We start from the raw sequence: 14,444 nt of genomic DNA, 5'->3' as shown, positions 1-14,444 counted from the left end.
CGAAAGGGGCTGGGATTGCTTTGAAAAAGCCTCAGGCGGACATTGCTGCGAGTTCGGCGGCGGTCTTGCCGACGACAGTCTCGTCCACGGCCTTCATGATGCCGTGCTCCATGAGCATGTCTTCCAGCTCGTCCATGGTGATGGGGGTCGGGATGATGCCCTTGCCGCCGTTCGCATGGATCTTGGTGGCCAGCGAGCGATAATGGCCCGCCTGCACCGAGTCCGGAGCGTATTCGAGCACGGTCATGCGGCGCAGCTCGGCGTGCTGCACGATGTTGTCGCGCGGCACGAAGTAGATCAGATGGGTGCCGAGCTTCTTCGCCATGGCTTCCGCCAGTTCCAGCTCCTTGTCGGTCTGGCGCTCGTTGCAGACGAGCCCGCCCAACCGCACGCCGCCGGAATTGGCGTATTTGAGAATGCCCTTGGAGATGTTGTTGGCCGCATACATGGCCATCATCTCGCCGGACATGACGATGTAGATTTCCTGCGCCTTGTTCTCGCGGATGGGCATGGCGAAGCCGCCGCACACCACGTCGCCGAGCACGTCGTAGGAGACGTAGTCGATGTCCTCGTAGGCGCCGTTCTCCTCCAGGAAGTTGATGGAGGTGATGACGCCGCGGCCGGCGCAGCCGACGCCGGGCTCGGGACCGCCGGATTCCACGCACCGGATGTCGCGGTAGCCGACCTTCATCACTTCTTCGAGTTCCAGGTCCTCGACGCTGCCGGCGGCAGCCGCGAGGCTGAGGATGGTGTCCTGCGCCTTGGCGTGCAGGATCAGACGCGTGGAATCCGCCTTGGGATCGCAGCCGACGATGAGGATCCTGTGTCCCATCTCGGCCAGGGCCGCGAGCGTATTCTGGGAGGTCGTCGACTTGCCGATCCCTCCCTTACCGTAAAATGCGATTTGTCGTAGTGACGACATGTGCTTCTCCTGCGAACTGGTTGCAGCTTCACGCCGATGCGTGATCTGCTCGTTTCCGAACTCGTCAGCCCTGCTTCGCGGAACGGAGGCGGACTTTGCTTGTCCAGGTCATCGGCAGAAGCCAGCAACCAGTCGCCGTACGCCGATTGGATTTTGCAACTCCTGTGCCAGCACTAGACCGCTTATAAAAGATCAATGAAAACAGGGAGATGTTTGGAAAATGGAAGGTTTTTAAGAGTTGTTTCAAACCTGACATCCCTGGAGATCAAACGACATCCTTGAATGTGCTGCGACGTGTTCAGGATCGCGCGCGTCTTGGAGCGGTGTTCGCTGGCCCTCCGCGCCGATAACCGGCTGGGGTCTGGGACCGAGGATGCGATGAGGTGCGCATACGCGTGTTGCGCGTAAGCATGCCGAACGCCGGACCTGCTTCGACGGCGGCGTGTCGGCCGGTTCGCGCTCTGGGGAGCCGGTCGGACATTCAGCCTGTCGCAGACGCGACACGCTGTCGGGCGCGCGACAGGGCCATTCGGCGTTGCATTGGAAAAACTCAAATAAATCAGCGTAGCGAGGGCTGGCACGGGGTTTGCGTGAACCCCGTTTGCGAGATGTCAGGTGACATCACACGCGCGCTCGGGAGTCACGTAGATGGCCTACAAGATCGTCGCCTCGCAATGCACCGTGTGCGGTGCATGCGAATTCGAATGCCCCAATGCGGCCATTCGCTTGAAGAACGACATGTACATTATCGATCCCAAGAAATGCACCGAATGCGAGGGCAGCTTCGAGACCCCGCAGTGCGCCGCGGTCTGCCCCGTGGCGGATACGTGCGTGCCTGCTTGAGAGGGATGGTGACGGGCCTGGTCGCTGAACGCACCAGGCTTGCGATGAACGGCGGCGCCGCCGACGGGGCCGCCGGGGTGGGCACTTAGGAAGTGCGTCTACACCGCTTGAAACCCTGAGGGGAGTGACCGAATGGCCGCCGTACAAGAGACAGTCGAGCAGGTCCGCCGTATCGATGTCGAGCAATACAAGTACGGCTTCGTTACCGAGGTCGAATCCGAAAAAGCCCCCAAAGGTTTGTCGGAAGACATCGTGCGCTTCATCTCGGCGAAGAAGAATGAGCCGGACTGGATGCTGGAATGGCGGCTGACCGCCTACCGCCGGTGGCTGACTATGCGCGAGCCGGAGTGGGCGCGTGTCTCCTATCCCAAGATCGACTATCAGGATCTATATTATTACTCCGCTCCCAAGAAGAAAAAAGAATTGGCCTCGCTCGACGAGGTGGATCCGGAAATCCTGAAAACGTACGAAAAGCTCGGCATTCCCCTCCGCGAGCAGGAACTGCTCGCCGGCGTGGTACGGCCTGAGGGCGAGCGGCGCATCGCGGTGGACGCGGTGTTCGATTCCGTCTCGGTCGCCACCACGTTCCAGAAGGAGCTGCGGGAAGCCGGCGTGATATTTATGCCCATTTCCGAAGCCTTGCGTGAATATCCGGATCTGGTGAAAAAGTATCTCGGAAGCGTCGTCCCGACTTCGGATAATTACTTCGCGACCCTGAACTCGGCGGTGTTTTCGGATGGCTCTTTCGTTTACGTGCCCGAGGGTGTGCGTTGCCCTATGGAATTGTCCACCTATTTCCGCATCAACGAGCGGAACACGGGACAGTTCGAGCGGACGCTGATCATCGCCGACAAGGGCGCATATGTGAGCTATCTGGAAGGCTGCACTGCGCCACAGCGGGATGAAAATCAGCTCCACGCCGCCGTGGTCGAACTGGTCGCCATGGATGACGCAGAAATCAAGTATTCGACCGTCCAGAATTGGTATCCGGGAAATTCGGAGGGCGTCGGCGGCATCTACAATTTTGTCACCAAGCGCGGCGATTGTCGGGGTGATAATTCCAAGATTTCTTGGACGCAGGTCGAGACAGGTTCCGCCATTACCTGGAAATATCCGAGCTGCATCCTACGCGGCGACAATTCCAGCGGCGAGTTCTATTCCATCGCCATTTCCAACGGCCATCAACAGGTGGACAGTGGCACAAAGATGATTCATCTCGGCAAAAACACGTCGAGCCGTATCATCTCGAAGGGCATTGCGGCAGGCGTGTCGCAGAATACCTATCGCGGTCAGGTGACGGCACATCGCAAAGCAGCCGGCGCACGCAATTTCACCGCCTGCGACTCGCTGCTGATCGGCGATATGTGCGGCGCCCACACCGTTCCCTACATCGAGGCGCGCAATCCCACAGCCGTGTTCGAGCATGAGGCGACCACCTCGAAGATCTCCGAGGACGTGCTGTTCTACTGCATCCAGCGCGGTCTGTCCCAGGAAGAAGCGGTCGGACTGGTTGTGAACGGCTTCGTGAAGGACGTGCTGCAGCAACTCCCCATGGAATTTGCCGTGGAGGCGCAGAAGCTCATCTCGATCTCACTCGAAGGCAGCGTCGGTTAGGCGCACAGGCACGAAACCCGGACAGGATAGGAATTGGCGATGACTGCGCTTCTGGAAATCCGCGACCTTCGCGCCGAGATCGGCGGGCGGAAGATCCTCAACGGCCTCGACCTCACCGTCAACAAGGGCGAGATTCACGCCATCATGGGGCCGAACGGCGCCGGAAAATCCACGCTATCTTATGTGCTCGCAGGCAAGCCCGGCTATGAGATTACCGGCGGCCAGGTGCTGTTCAACGGCGAGGATCTGTTCGACATGTCGCCGGACGAGCGCGCCGCTAAGGGCGTATTCCTGGCCTTCCAGTATCCGCTGGAAATTCCCGGCGTCGCGACACTCACCTTCCTGCGCGCTGCCCTCAACGCCCAACGCAAGAAGCGCGGCGAGGAGGAATTGTCGTCGCCGGACTTGCTGAAGCGCGTGCGCGAATTGGCCAAGAAGCTCGGCATCGACCCGGAGATGCTGCGCCGGCCGCTGAATGTCGGATTCTCCGGCGGCGAAAAGAAACGCAACGAGACGCTCCAGATGGCGCTTCTGGAGCCAAAATTGTGCGTTCTGGACGAGACCGATTCAGGGCTCGACATCGATGCGCTGAAGGTGGTGGCCAATGGCGTCAACCAGCTGCGCTCGGCGGAGCGAGGCATGATCGTCATCACCCATTACCAGCGGCTGCTCGACTATATCGTGCCGGATGTCGTGCATGTTCTCGCGGCAGGGCGGATCGTGGAGACCGGAGGCAAGGACCTTGCCCTGCAGCTCGAAGCCACCGGCTATGCCCAATACCAGAACGAGGCGGCGTGACGGCCATGAATGTAGCGATCGCCGCCATCAAGACGGAGGCCGAAAACGGCCTCATGGAGGCCTATTCCGCCGCGCGGCAAAGCCTGCCGGGCGGCCGTGCGATTTCGGCTGCGCGCAACGAGGCGTTCGACGCCTTCGCGCTCGGCGGCTTGCCGCATCGCCGGCTCGAAGCCTGGAAATTCACCGACCTGCGGCGCCTGATGAAGGACGCGAAGCCAATCGCTCCGCCGCCTGATGCGGCCGCCTTCCAGGTTGCTGCGCATGCGGGGCAAGACCTTAGCGAACTTGGGTTTCGGCGCATCACCATCGTAGATGGCACGTTTGCGCCCGCACTCTCCGACCTTGAGGGGCTGGCGGTCGGGGTAACGATCCGTCCGTTGGCCCCGGCTCTTGAGGCAGATGAATCGGTGCTCTCCTGCGACATCGGCCCGGTTCTTCCCGCCAACGAACCGACGCTGCTGCTGAATACGGCTTTCGCAGCGGATGGAGTGGTAATCGAGGTTGCGGACGGCGTGGTGGTGGACCGGCCGTTTCATCTGATGTTTGTGGCCACCGGTGCGACCCCGACCGCCGTGTACACCCGGTCGCTGGTGGTCCTAGGGAAGGGCGCACGCGCAACCCTGATCGAGAGCCACGAGGGACCGGCGCAGTCGGACTATCAGGTCAATGCGGTGGTGAAGATCGAGATCGGCGACGATGCCCGACTGGACCACGTGAAGATCGTCCGGGAAGGCAACGCCGCGCTCCACGTGGCGACGCTCTTGGCGGATGTCGGCGCCCGCGCGCATTTCAGCGCTTTCGGCTTCCTTGTAGGGGGCGCCCTGGTGCGCAACCAGTTGTTCGTCCGGCTCGCCGGCGGTGAGACTATGGCAGAACTTTCCGGTGTCAGCCTTCTCGCTGGACGGCAGCATGGCGACACCACCTTGTCCATCGACCATGCGGCTCCGGCCAGCACCAGCCGCGAGACCTTCAAGGCGGTTGTGGACGATGCGGCGCAGGCGGTGTTCCAGGGCAAGATCGCGGTGCGGCAGCTGGCGCAGAAGACCGATGCGCGGATGATGTCGCGCGCCCTCCTGCTCTCGGCAGAAGCCGAGGTCTACAGCAAGCCGGAACTTGAGATCTTCGCGGACGACGTTCAATGCGGCCATGGAGCCACCACGGGGACGCTCGACGACCAGCTCAAATTCTATCTGATGGCGCGCGGTATCCCTGCCAAGGAGGCCGAGGCGCTGCTTATTCAGGCCTTCGTTGGGGAAGTCGTCGACACCATCGCGCATGAGGGCCTGCGCGAAGCCCTGAGCGCTGTCACGCTCGCGTGGTTGGGCGAGCGGGGTTGAGGCGATGCATCCGGCAGTCAACAACGGAAGCTACGATGTCAGCCGCATCCGCGAGGATTTTCCCATCCTCGGCATGCAGGTATACGGCAAGCCCTTGGTTTATCTGGACAACGGAGCCTCGGCCCAGAAGCCGAAGGCGGTGCTGGAGCGGATGAACCAAGCCTATACGTCGGAATACAGCAATGTGCACCGCGGGCTGCATTATCTCGCCAATGCCGCGACCGACGGATACGAGGGCGCGCGCGAGCGGGTCGCGGCCTTTCTGAATGCCGAGCGCACGGATGAGATCATCTTCACGCGGGGCGCGACGGAGGCCGTCAACTTGGTCGCGCAGACCTATGGCCGTGCGAATATCGGCCCCGGCGACGAGATCGTCCTCTCCATCATGGAGCATCACGCCAATATCGTGCCCTGGCATTTCCTGCGCGAGCGGCAGGGCGCGGTGATCAAATGGGCGCCGGTGGATGACGAGGGAAACTTCCTGCTCGATGAGTTCGAGAAGCTTCTGACCGATCGCACCAAGATTGTCGCGATCACGCAGATGTCGAACGTGCTCGGCACCGTGGTTCCGGTGAAGGACGTTGTGCGCATCGCCCACGCGCGGGGCATTCCCGTTCTGGTGGACGGCGCGCAGGCAAGCGTCCATATGGATGTCGACGTCCGCGACATCGATTGTGACTTCTATGTCATCACCGGCCACAAGCTTTACGGGCCGACGGGCATCGGCGCGCTTTATGGCAAGCACGCACTTCTAAGCCAGATGCCGCCCTTCAACGGTGGCGGCGAGATGATCCGCGAGGTTTCCCGCGACACGGTTACCTATGGTGCGCCTCCCCACCGCTTCGAGGCGGGCACGCCGGCGATCGTTCAGGCGATCGGGCTTGGTGCCGCGCTTGATTACATCCAGTCCATCGGCAAGGCGCGGATCCGCGCCCATGAATCGTCATTGGTTGCTTACGCGCATGAGAAGCTGAGCGAGATCAATTCGCTGCGGATCATCGGCAATGCGCCGGGAAAGGGCGCTATCGTCTCCTTCGCGATGGAGAACGCCCATGCCCATGACGTGGCCACTGTGATCGACCGGGCTGGCATTGCGGTGCGTGCGGGCACCCATTGCGCGATGCCGCTGCTCGAGCGCTTCGGCGTCTCGGCCACCTGCCGTGCGTCCTTCGCCCTCTACAACACGCATCAGGAGGTGGACGAACTGGCGCGGGCCTTGGCCAAGGCCGGCGAGTTCTTCGCCTGACACCAGCGCCGCTGAGCGTCGGGCGAAATTTCGATACTGATCTTTAGGGGCCGGCCATGCGCTGGCCCTTACGTTTTCAGTCCAAGGTCATCAACACTCTGGCGGGGTGCCCTGCGGACAGAGCCCCCGGTGGGGGCTACCTGCCGGAACCGTCGCGCCCGCTGTCCTCGATCAGGCGCCGCAAGGCGAGTTCGCGAATCTCGCTCACCGGATCATCCACAAGGGGCGCGAGGTGGGCGCGGCCGATGCGCTCCGCCACCGCAAACCGCACCCGCATGTCGGCATCCTTCAAAAGCACGGTGAGGCGCTCGGGGGATAGCCGCTCGGCAACGGCCAAGCGCACGAGCGGGTCCGGGTCGCCGGCCATGGTTACGAGATGGGGCAGGGCGATGCGGCGCGCCACTTCGCGCCGCACTTCCGCCTCGCCGTCATAAAGCGCCATCACGAGCGAGGCGGGTGGCGCACGGCGTGCCGCTGCGAGCCGCACGGCGTAGTTCTCATCCGCCAGCATGGCGATCAGATCGTTGCCTTCCAGGCGCTGTGTGACCGCCATGCGCACGCGTGCGTCCGCATCCTTGCGCATGTCGCGGATGCGTGACAGGGGCAGACGGTAGGCGACCATGATCCGAACGTCAGGCTCGGGATCGTCGCGCATCGGGCCGAGCAAAAACAGGCTGGCGTGTTTCGCAGCGAGCGTACGCACTTCGAAATAGGGGTGGTCGAGATAACGGGCCGCAAAGTGGGGATTTCGCGCAAAGAAGCGATCGATCCGTTTGCCGCGCCGATCGGCCACGCAGATCTTTCCGAGATCGCACCGCCCCTCGGCATGAATGTCCTCGTGCGGGCAATCCTGGCACCGCACCGGCCGGCCCTGCCAGTCCATCGCTTCGAACGGATCGGCCGACTGGGCCGGCGCCTCGGCGATCATGGTGCGCCGGCGTCCGCAAAGAGAGCCTCGACCCGCCTGAAGGGGCGGGGCAGGCGGTTTATTCGCGCGCGCGTTGTGATGCGATTGGCAGGCATCAGAACCGCTTGATGTCGATGCCGTGCTTGCGCAGGGCATAGCCGATCTGCCGCGGCGTGAGATTGAGGATGCGCGCGGCCTTCGCCTGCACCCAGCCGGACCGTTCCATCGCCTGAAGTAATTGTTCCTTCTCGCTCTGGCGCGGGGGCACGGCAGGGCACGCCTCGGTGCCGGGACATGTCGCAGGCGGCGCCACATCCAGCGGTGCGATCGGCGCCGGTTGCAAGTGGGTCAAGGGCTGGGACGGCGGGATGGGGAGAGGCTTGGGCGCGCTGCCCTTCCATAGCATGGCGGAAAGACACTGCCCGGTGTCGCAGGCGAAATCATGGGGCGTAATCACGTCATCATGGGCGAGCGTGGCCGTGCGCCGCACGCAGTTTTCCAGTTCCCGCACGTTGCCCGGAAAATAGCAGCGCCGAAGCACTTCCATGGCCGGGGCCGAGAGGCTGAGACCCTGCTTGTTTTCCTTGTTGAAGCGATCGAGAAAATTCTTCGCCAGCTTGGGGATGTCGCCCGGCCGCTCGCGCAGGGGCGGCAGGATGAGCGGCACCACATGGATGCGGTAGTAGAGATCGGCGCGGAATTCGCCCTTGGAGACGGCCTCCTCAAGGTTCTTGTTGGTGGCGCACACCAAGCGCACGTCCACCTTCAAGGTCTTGTTCCCGCCGACGCGCTCGAATTCACCTTCCTGCAGCACGCGCAGCAGCTTGGCCTGGAATGCCGGAGAAATCTCGCCGATCTCATCGAGGAACAGCGTGCCTCCATGGGCCATTTCGAACCGGCCCTGCCGCATATTCAGGGCGCCGGTGAAAGCTCCCTTTTCATGCCCGAAAAGCTCGGATTCCAGCACCGTCTCCGGCAGGGCGGCGCAGTTCACCTTGATGAAGGCCTTCGCCTTGCGTGGGGACAACTCGTGGATGGCGCGGGCGAACAATTCCTTGCCGGTCCCGCTTTCCCCGCGCAGCAGAACGGTTGAATTGGATCGCGCCACCACCTGGGCCGTGGCGATCAGGCGCTTCACCAGCGGGCTATCGCCAACGATCCCCATCGGGCCCGCGTCGGGCGCGCTGGTGTCGGGCAGGTCGTCGGCCTGGGGCTTTTCTTCCTTCAGCGCCTTTTCGAGGCGGTGGGTCTGGGCGATGAGGCGGTCGCGGTCGCCGGCCACGAGCGTGTGCAGCCGGACGGCCTGACCCACCAGATTGGCCACCATGGTGAGAAAGCGCACGTCCTCATCGAAGCGGAAGCGCGCGGTGCCGTCCCAGACCCTGTCGATGGACAGCGTGCCCATCACCTGCGTATCCGCCTTGATGGGAACGCCGATAAAGGAAACCGTGGTGTTGTCCGAAGGCGCGAAGAGATCCTCGTGCCCGGCGAACATGGGATCGGCCGAGACATCCTGCACCACCAGGGGCGTCTGGGTCGCGACGATCTGATCGATCGCCTTCTGCGGCACGCGGGCACGGATCTGGCTCGCGATCTGCGGCATCCAGCCGGTGGTAGCCACCATGTCCGGCTCACCGGTGGAATCGAGAATGACGATCATCCCGTGCCGCATCTGCAGCATTGAAGACAATACGTTGACGACGTTTGCGAGCGTCACTTCCATCCGGCGCGGCGCGGTCAGGATCTTCGAAATTTCGTAGATGCCGATCAGCGCTACTTCCGGCGACGTGCCCCGGTGCGGGTGCGCGTGCGGCACCCCGGGCGTGATGCCGGAGCTTGGTTTCGACATGGCGAGCGAGGCTTCCCCGTTAGCGTTGCTGGACGCTCGAGGCACACGAATCTGAAAGACGTCGGACATGGACGTACTCCCTGCCGCAAGCGGCTCGCGAGAGGTTCGCCCTCCTGTCGGTGCTTCCCTGCGCCACTATCTTTTCGACGTGGCTGCATTTTATAGAACTTCCAGGAAACACCCGAGGGTGATCGCGAGCTTTGATCTAGATCAAGAAAATCTGCCGACTTCGTACCGAGGCACGAGGGTCATTCCGCGGCAGCGGGCAAGGCCGTTGCCGCGGCTTCCAGGGCCACCGCCGCCGAGGCGACAATGGCGGCGACCCGCACAGCGGTCTGGATCTGCGCCTCGCTGATGCCGGCGTCGCGCAGAACCTTTTCGTGGGAATCGATGCAGCGCCCGCAGCCGTTCATGGCTGACACGGCGAGGGACCAGAGCTCGAAATCTGCCTTGTCCACGCCGGGGCTGCCGATGACGCTCATGCGCAGCTTCGCGGGCAAGGTTTCATAGGCTTTGTTGGAAGCCAGATGCGTGAAGCGATAATAGACGTTGTTCATCGCCATGATGGAGGCGGCCGCCTTGGCGGCGTTCATGGCGGCGGGCGCCAGATGCGGTGCGGCTTCCGCTTCCAGGGCCTGTGCCACGGCGGCGTTGCGCGTGGTCAGGCCGCACGCCACCAGCAGCCCATAGAGCTGCTGGGGCGAAATGGAATCCTCGCGCGTCAGCGAGGAGAGATTGAGCTTCACGTCCTTCGCGAAGTCGGGAAGCTGGGCTTTGAGGGCCTCGATGCTCATCGGATCACGCGACCTTCAGCACATCGCCGCCGACTTCGCGGTTGCAGGGGCACAATTCGTCAGTCTGAAGCGCATCAAGAACCCGCAGCGTATCCTTAGGATTGCGGCCCACGTTGAGGTTCGTGGCGTAGACGTGTTGCACCACATTGTCCGGGTCCACCACGAAGGTGTAGCGATAGGCCACGCCGTCGGGCGAACGCACGCCGAGCCCGTCCACCAGCGAACCGTTGGTGTCGGCAAACGACCAGATGGGCAGGCGGTTCAGATCCTTGTGGTCCCGCCGCCAGGCGAGCTTCACGAATTCATTGTCCGTCGAGCCGCCGAGCACGACCGCATCGCGGTCAGCGAACTCGCCGGAGAGGCGGGCGAATTCCGCGATCTCGGTCGGGCAAACGAAGGTGAAATCCTTCGGATAGAAGAAGATGATCTTCCACTTTCCAGGAAAGCTCTCCTCGGTCAGGGGCTCGAATGCGGACTGACCATTTTCCTCATGGAAATTGAAGCCGGGCTTCACGCCGGTGACAGAGAAGGCGGGAAGGGTGCTGCCGATACCGAGCATGTCAGTCTCCAAAATCCCGAATGGGCGTGTCGACGCCGTGTGGAGGGATTCTAGCAAGCCATGTGCCAGCGGTGCTGCATTGCGAAATGCTTCTGATTCCAATGAGCCGGTTTGCGACAGCCATGGCGTGTCGGCTTTGCGACACGACATTGAACCTCTGCCATGTCGACGTGTGTCGTAAAGCGAACCGGCCTTCCTGCGGCGGCCTGTCCAGAGCGCCGGAGCCCTTGCAATCGCTGTCACATCGTCGACGGCCGCACCGCGCTCCCGCGCAGCTGTGGTGCACAGGGCGTGACTTGGCACGAATGTCGCTACACGCGGTGCGATACGTCCTCGCAAGGCAGGATAATATGCGCAGCGAAACCGAATTCACCCCGTCCGGGCGTGCGCCAGTGGCCGTGGTGCTCGGCACCAACGATGTCGCTTCGGCGGTGGCGCATCGGATGTTCCGCGCCGGTTACGGCGTCGTGCTGTCGCGCGATCCCTCCCAGCCGGTCCTGCGCCGCAGCATGGCCTTCGACGACGCGTTGGTGACGGGATTCTCGGAATTGGACGGTCTGCCCGCCCGGCCGGCGGATACGCTGGTGGAGGTGTTGCGCGGCTTCACCGAACGCCACGCGGTGATGGTGACGTCCCTGGAAATGGGTGAGTTGCTGTGCCTCGGCCTGATCGATGTCCTGGTGGATGCGCGCATGCGCATGCGCAGCCTGAAGGTGGATATCCGTCCCTTCGCACGGGTCAGCGTCGGCCTTGGGCCGGGCTTCACCGCCGGCCGGCATGTGGACGTGGCGGTGGAGACGGCGCCGGAGGCGATCGGCATTCTGCGCGACGGCTCCACGCTCGCTCCCCACGGACGTTCAACCCCGCTGGCGGGGACGGGGCGCGAGCGTTTCGCCCGCGCGCCCGCGCCGGGGATCTGGGTGACGCATGCCGCGATCGGCGACCGGGTGCGCCGTGACGAGGTGATCGGCACCTGTGACAAAGTGCCGGTCACGGCTCCCCTGGCCGGGCATTTGCGCGGGCTCGTGCGCAGCGGCGTTTCGGTTCCGGCCGACCTGAAGCTGGCCGAGGTTGACCCGCGCCTGACCGGCGAGCAAAGCTGGCTCGGCATTGCCGAGCGCCCGAGCCGGATCGCGGATGCGACCCTGGACGCGATCCGTACCCTCGAAAGCATGGGCGCCGGTGCGGCCGGCGGCATTGCGCATTGACCTTGTCCGCTGCTCTCCCGCGAGCACGGCGGCCCTAAGAGGACATCGGAATGGATCTCGGCTGGTTGCCGGAGCAGCTCGATGCGCTGCTGGCGGAAGACGTCCCCCACGGAGACCTGACGACCCATCTCCTCGGCATCGGCGACGCGCCGGCAAGCATGCAGTTTCAAATGCGGTCGGCTGCTGTGGTCTGCGGCATCGAGACGGCCGCGGCGCTGATCGTCCGCTCCGGCGGGCAGGCCGAAGTCGTGGCACCCTCGGCTTCACGCGTTGAGGCGGGCGCAGTGCTGCTGCGTGCGCACGGCAGCGCCGGTGCCCTCCATCGGGCCTGGAAGGTCTCGCAGACCCTCGTGGAATATCTTTCGGGCATTGCCACCGCCACCGCGACCATCGTCGATGCGGCGCGGACGGTCGCCCCTGAGATTTCCGTTGTCACCACCCGCAAGACCTTTCCCGGCGCGAAGGCTCCGATGATTGCCGCGATCCGCGCGGGCGGGGCCGAGCCGCATCGGCTGGGCCTGTCGGAAACATTGCTGATCTTTCCCGAGCATCGGGTCTTTCTTAACGATCCTGCATCCGCGATCGCGCGCTTGCGCCGCACCGCGCCCGAAAAGAAAGTGGTGGTCGAGGTCGCGTCCCTGGACGAGGCCTCAGCTATGCTTGCGGTCGCCGATGTTCTCCAGTGCGAAAAGATGACGCCGCAGGACATCGCGGCCGTGGTGCAGATGGTGAATGCCGCTGGAACATCCACCCTTGTGGCCGCCGCGGGGGGCGTGAACGCCGCGAACGCGGCGGCCTACGCCCGGGCCGGCGCGCATATTCTCGTCACGTCGGCCCCTTACTGGGCGGCTCCCGCCGATGTGAAGGTCACCCTCTCGGCGGCCTGAAACGGGATCCGAAGTCTTTCCGACACCGAGACCCGGCTTACTGTGTGGGCGAGGCACGACAGGCCCTGTCGCGAACCCGCCGAACGCGTCGTCCCCCCGACGCGCACCAAATTCGCCGCTTGTCAAAAATGCCGAAGAATAAAGCATTTTCAGATGCTTAATTCAGTGGCACATCGCTTGCTTAGGTAATCGGTGACAGTCTCAATCCACTGGATAGCCGAGACACACCATGCTGGCTAAGACATCCAAATCCGCCAAGATCACCGAGGGCCGGCCGGGCTTCTCAAGCAGCTCCGGGCCGGACGGGACCGCACCCCTCCGCGATGTTTTCCTGAATGACACCACGCTGAGGGATGGGGAGCAGGCGCCCGGCGTCGCATTCACCCGGCGCGAAAAAATCGAGATCGCCGAGGCGCTCGCCGCTGCCGGTGTCCCGGAGATCGAGGCCGGCACGCCGGTGATGGGTGACGAGGAAATTGAAACCCTGCGCTCCATCGTGTCGCTGAAGCTTCCCACCCGGGTCATGGCCTGGTGCCGCATGAATGAAGACGACCTGATGGCGGCTGTGGCCGCAGGCGTCGGCATCGTCAACCTCTCCATTCCCACCTCGGACCGGCAATTGGCGGGGAAGCTGGGCAAGGACCGTCCTTGGGCCCTCGAGACGGTTACGCGCATTGTTTCGCTCGCTCGCACGCTGGGCTTCGAGGTGGCCGTGGGGGGCGAGGACGCTTCCCGTGCCGACCCGGATTTCCTCTGCCGCCTTGCGGAGACGGCCCGGGCAGCCGGCGCGTTCCGCCTGCGCCTTGCCGACACGCTGGGGGTGCTCGATCCCTTCTCCACCTATGCGCTGGTGCGGCGGGTAGCGGCGGCGAGCGACCTTGAGCTGGAATTCCACGCCCATGACGATCTCGGGCTTGCCACGGCGAATACGCTTGCCGCGGTGATGGGCGGCGCCCGGCATGCCAGCGTCACCGTCGCCGGTCTCGGCGAGCGGGCCGGCAATGCGGCGCTTGAGGAGGTCGCGATCGCGCTGCGCCAGACGGCGCGTGCCGAAACCGGGATCTCGCCCGCCGCCCTTGGCCCGCTTGCGGAACAGGTGTCGCTTGCCGCCCGGCGTCCGGTGCCGCGTGGCAAGGCGATCGTCGGCGCTGATGTGTTCACCCATGAATCCGGTATCCATGTCTCAGGCCTGCTGAAGGATCGTGCCACCTATGAGGCGCTGAATCCGGAATTGTTCGGGCGCGGCCATCGGGTGGTGCTCGGCAAGCACTCCGGCCTTGCTGCGGTCGAAAAAGCGCTGGCGGACGAAGGCATCACGGTGGACGTGGCGCGGGGCAGGGCGATCCTGGAGCGGGTGCGGGCCTTCGCCGTGCGCACCAAGGCCACGGTTCCATCGGACATGCTGCTGCGGTTCTACGAGGAGACATTCACCGAGGCCGCGCTTCGGTTGCGCCGGTCCACCGTCGGGAGCGCGACATGA

At 63.7% G+C, this 14,444-nt stretch carries 13 protein-coding genes; 8 read left to right on the top strand and 5 right to left on the bottom strand.

Translation table 11 applies throughout. The annotated features are described in order from the left end of the window. Positions 1 to 31 precede the first annotated feature (31 nt). A complete protein-coding gene (gene nifH / locus V5F68_RS13220) occupies positions 32 to 922 on the bottom strand; it encodes a nitrogenase iron protein (protein ID WP_509274262.1) in 891 nt (296 codons plus the stop codon). Positions 923 to 1,570: 648 nt separating this feature from the next. Here nifH and V5F68_RS13215 point away from each other — a divergent pair. From V5F68_RS13215 to V5F68_RS13195, 5 genes are all read left to right on the top strand, one after another. Further along, positions 1,571 to 1,765: a 4Fe-4S dicluster domain-containing protein gene (locus tag V5F68_RS13215; protein WP_348844653.1), complete on the top strand. Its 195-nt coding sequence runs from the start codon at positions 1,571 to 1,573 to the stop codon at positions 1,763 to 1,765. A 132-nt stretch (positions 1,766 to 1,897) separates the two neighbouring features. Then, positions 1,898 to 3,379 (top strand): Fe-S cluster assembly protein SufB, encoded by a 1,482-nt coding sequence (gene sufB / locus V5F68_RS13210; RefSeq protein ID WP_394015165.1) that lies wholly within the window; start codon positions 1,898 to 1,900, stop codon positions 3,377 to 3,379. Between the two features lie 39 nt (positions 3,380 to 3,418). Further along, positions 3,419 to 4,177 (top strand): Fe-S cluster assembly ATPase SufC, encoded by a 759-nt coding sequence (gene sufC / locus V5F68_RS13205; RefSeq protein WP_394015164.1) that lies wholly within the window; start codon positions 3,419 to 3,421, stop codon positions 4,175 to 4,177. A 5-nt stretch (positions 4,178 to 4,182) separates the two neighbouring features. Further along, complete coding sequence (sufD, locus tag V5F68_RS13200) at positions 4,183 to 5,514, top strand: Fe-S cluster assembly protein SufD (RefSeq protein WP_394015163.1); 1,332 nt, start codon at positions 4,183 to 4,185, stop codon at positions 5,512 to 5,514. Between the two features lie 4 nt (positions 5,515 to 5,518). Then, entirely contained in the window at positions 5,519 to 6,760 is a 1,242-nt protein-coding gene (locus tag V5F68_RS13195; RefSeq protein ID WP_394015162.1) for a cysteine desulfurase, read from the top strand. Between the two features lie 136 nt (positions 6,761 to 6,896). Here the strand turns inward: V5F68_RS13195 and V5F68_RS13190 are convergent, their stop codons facing one another. The 4 genes from V5F68_RS13190 to V5F68_RS13175 form a co-directional block, all read right to left on the bottom strand. Continuing rightward, entirely contained in the window at positions 6,897 to 7,688 is a 792-nt protein-coding gene (locus tag V5F68_RS13190) for a 4Fe4S-binding leucine-rich repeat protein (protein ID WP_394015161.1), read from the bottom strand. Between the two features lie 94 nt (positions 7,689 to 7,782). Next, positions 7,783 to 9,516 carry a nif-specific transcriptional activator NifA gene (gene nifA, locus V5F68_RS13185; protein WP_394015182.1) on the bottom strand — a complete coding sequence of 578 codons (1,734 nt, stop codon included), beginning with the start codon at positions 9,514 to 9,516 and terminating at the stop codon, positions 7,783 to 7,785. Between the two features lie 248 nt (positions 9,517 to 9,764). Then, positions 9,765 to 10,310, bottom strand: coding sequence for an alkylhydroperoxidase, AhpD family (ahpD, locus tag V5F68_RS13180; protein ID WP_394015160.1), 546 nt, complete (start codon positions 10,308 to 10,310; stop codon positions 9,765 to 9,767). 4 nt (positions 10,311 to 10,314) lie between these two features. After that, positions 10,315 to 10,869, bottom strand: coding sequence for a peroxiredoxin (locus tag V5F68_RS13175; protein WP_348844661.1), 555 nt, complete (start codon positions 10,867 to 10,869; stop codon positions 10,315 to 10,317). 350 nt (positions 10,870 to 11,219) lie between these two features. On the opposite strand from V5F68_RS13175, the gene V5F68_RS13170 reads away from it, so the two are divergent. The 3 genes from V5F68_RS13170 (at position 11,220) to nifV (ending at position 14,444) form a co-directional block, all read left to right on the top strand. Continuing rightward, positions 11,220 to 12,077, top strand: a complete 858-nt coding sequence (locus V5F68_RS13170; protein ID WP_394015159.1) for a hypothetical protein — start codon at positions 11,220 to 11,222, stop codon at positions 12,075 to 12,077. A gap of 50 nt (positions 12,078 to 12,127) precedes the next feature. Next, on the top strand, positions 12,128 to 12,964 hold the full coding sequence (gene modD, locus V5F68_RS13165; RefSeq protein WP_394015158.1) for a ModD protein: 837 nt from the start codon (positions 12,128 to 12,130) through the stop codon (positions 12,962 to 12,964). Positions 12,965 to 13,193: 229 nt separating this feature from the next. Continuing rightward, a complete protein-coding gene (gene nifV / locus V5F68_RS13160) occupies positions 13,194 to 14,444 on the top strand; it encodes a homocitrate synthase (RefSeq protein WP_394015157.1) in 1,251 nt (416 codons plus the stop codon).

The sequence above is a fragment of the Roseixanthobacter pseudopolyaromaticivorans genome, assembly GCF_043195145.2.
Taxonomy (GTDB): domain Bacteria; phylum Pseudomonadota; class Alphaproteobacteria; order Rhizobiales; family Xanthobacteraceae; genus NCEH01.
This window is presented reverse-complemented; position numbering and strand designations above follow the sequence as displayed.

What these genes read in the sequence shown, in the direction of transcription:
- ahpD (WP_394015160.1), bottom strand. Translation starts at nt 10,310, where the DNA reads ATGAGCATCGAGGCCCTCAAAGCCCAGCTTCCCGACTTCGCGAAGGAC.
- nifH (WP_509274262.1), bottom strand. Translation starts at nt 922, where the DNA reads ATGTCGTCACTACGACAAATCGCATTTTACGGTAAGGGAGGGATCGGC.
- V5F68_RS13190 (WP_394015161.1), bottom strand. Translation starts at nt 7,688, where the DNA reads ATGATCGCCGAGGCGCCGGCCCAGTCGGCCGATCCGTTCGAAGCGATG.
- V5F68_RS13195 (WP_394015162.1), top strand. Translation starts at nt 5,519, where the DNA reads ATGCATCCGGCAGTCAACAACGGAAGCTACGATGTCAGCCGCATCCGC.
- nifV (WP_394015157.1), top strand. Translation starts at nt 13,194, where the DNA reads ATGCTGGCTAAGACATCCAAATCCGCCAAGATCACCGAGGGCCGGCCG.
- V5F68_RS13175 (WP_348844661.1), bottom strand. Translation starts at nt 10,869, where the DNA reads ATGCTCGGTATCGGCAGCACCCTTCCCGCCTTCTCTGTCACCGGCGTG.
- sufC (WP_394015164.1), top strand. Translation starts at nt 3,419, where the DNA reads ATGACTGCGCTTCTGGAAATCCGCGACCTTCGCGCCGAGATCGGCGGG.
- sufB (WP_394015165.1), top strand. Translation starts at nt 1,898, where the DNA reads ATGGCCGCCGTACAAGAGACAGTCGAGCAGGTCCGCCGTATCGATGTC.
- V5F68_RS13170 (WP_394015159.1), top strand. Translation starts at nt 11,220, where the DNA reads ATGCGCAGCGAAACCGAATTCACCCCGTCCGGGCGTGCGCCAGTGGCC.
- sufD (WP_394015163.1), top strand. Translation starts at nt 4,183, where the DNA reads ATGAATGTAGCGATCGCCGCCATCAAGACGGAGGCCGAAAACGGCCTC.
- modD (WP_394015158.1), top strand. Translation starts at nt 12,128, where the DNA reads ATGGATCTCGGCTGGTTGCCGGAGCAGCTCGATGCGCTGCTGGCGGAA.
- nifA (WP_394015182.1), bottom strand. Translation starts at nt 9,516, where the DNA reads ATGTCGAAACCAAGCTCCGGCATCACGCCCGGGGTGCCGCACGCGCAC.
- V5F68_RS13215 (WP_348844653.1), top strand. Translation starts at nt 1,571, where the DNA reads ATGGCCTACAAGATCGTCGCCTCGCAATGCACCGTGTGCGGTGCATGC.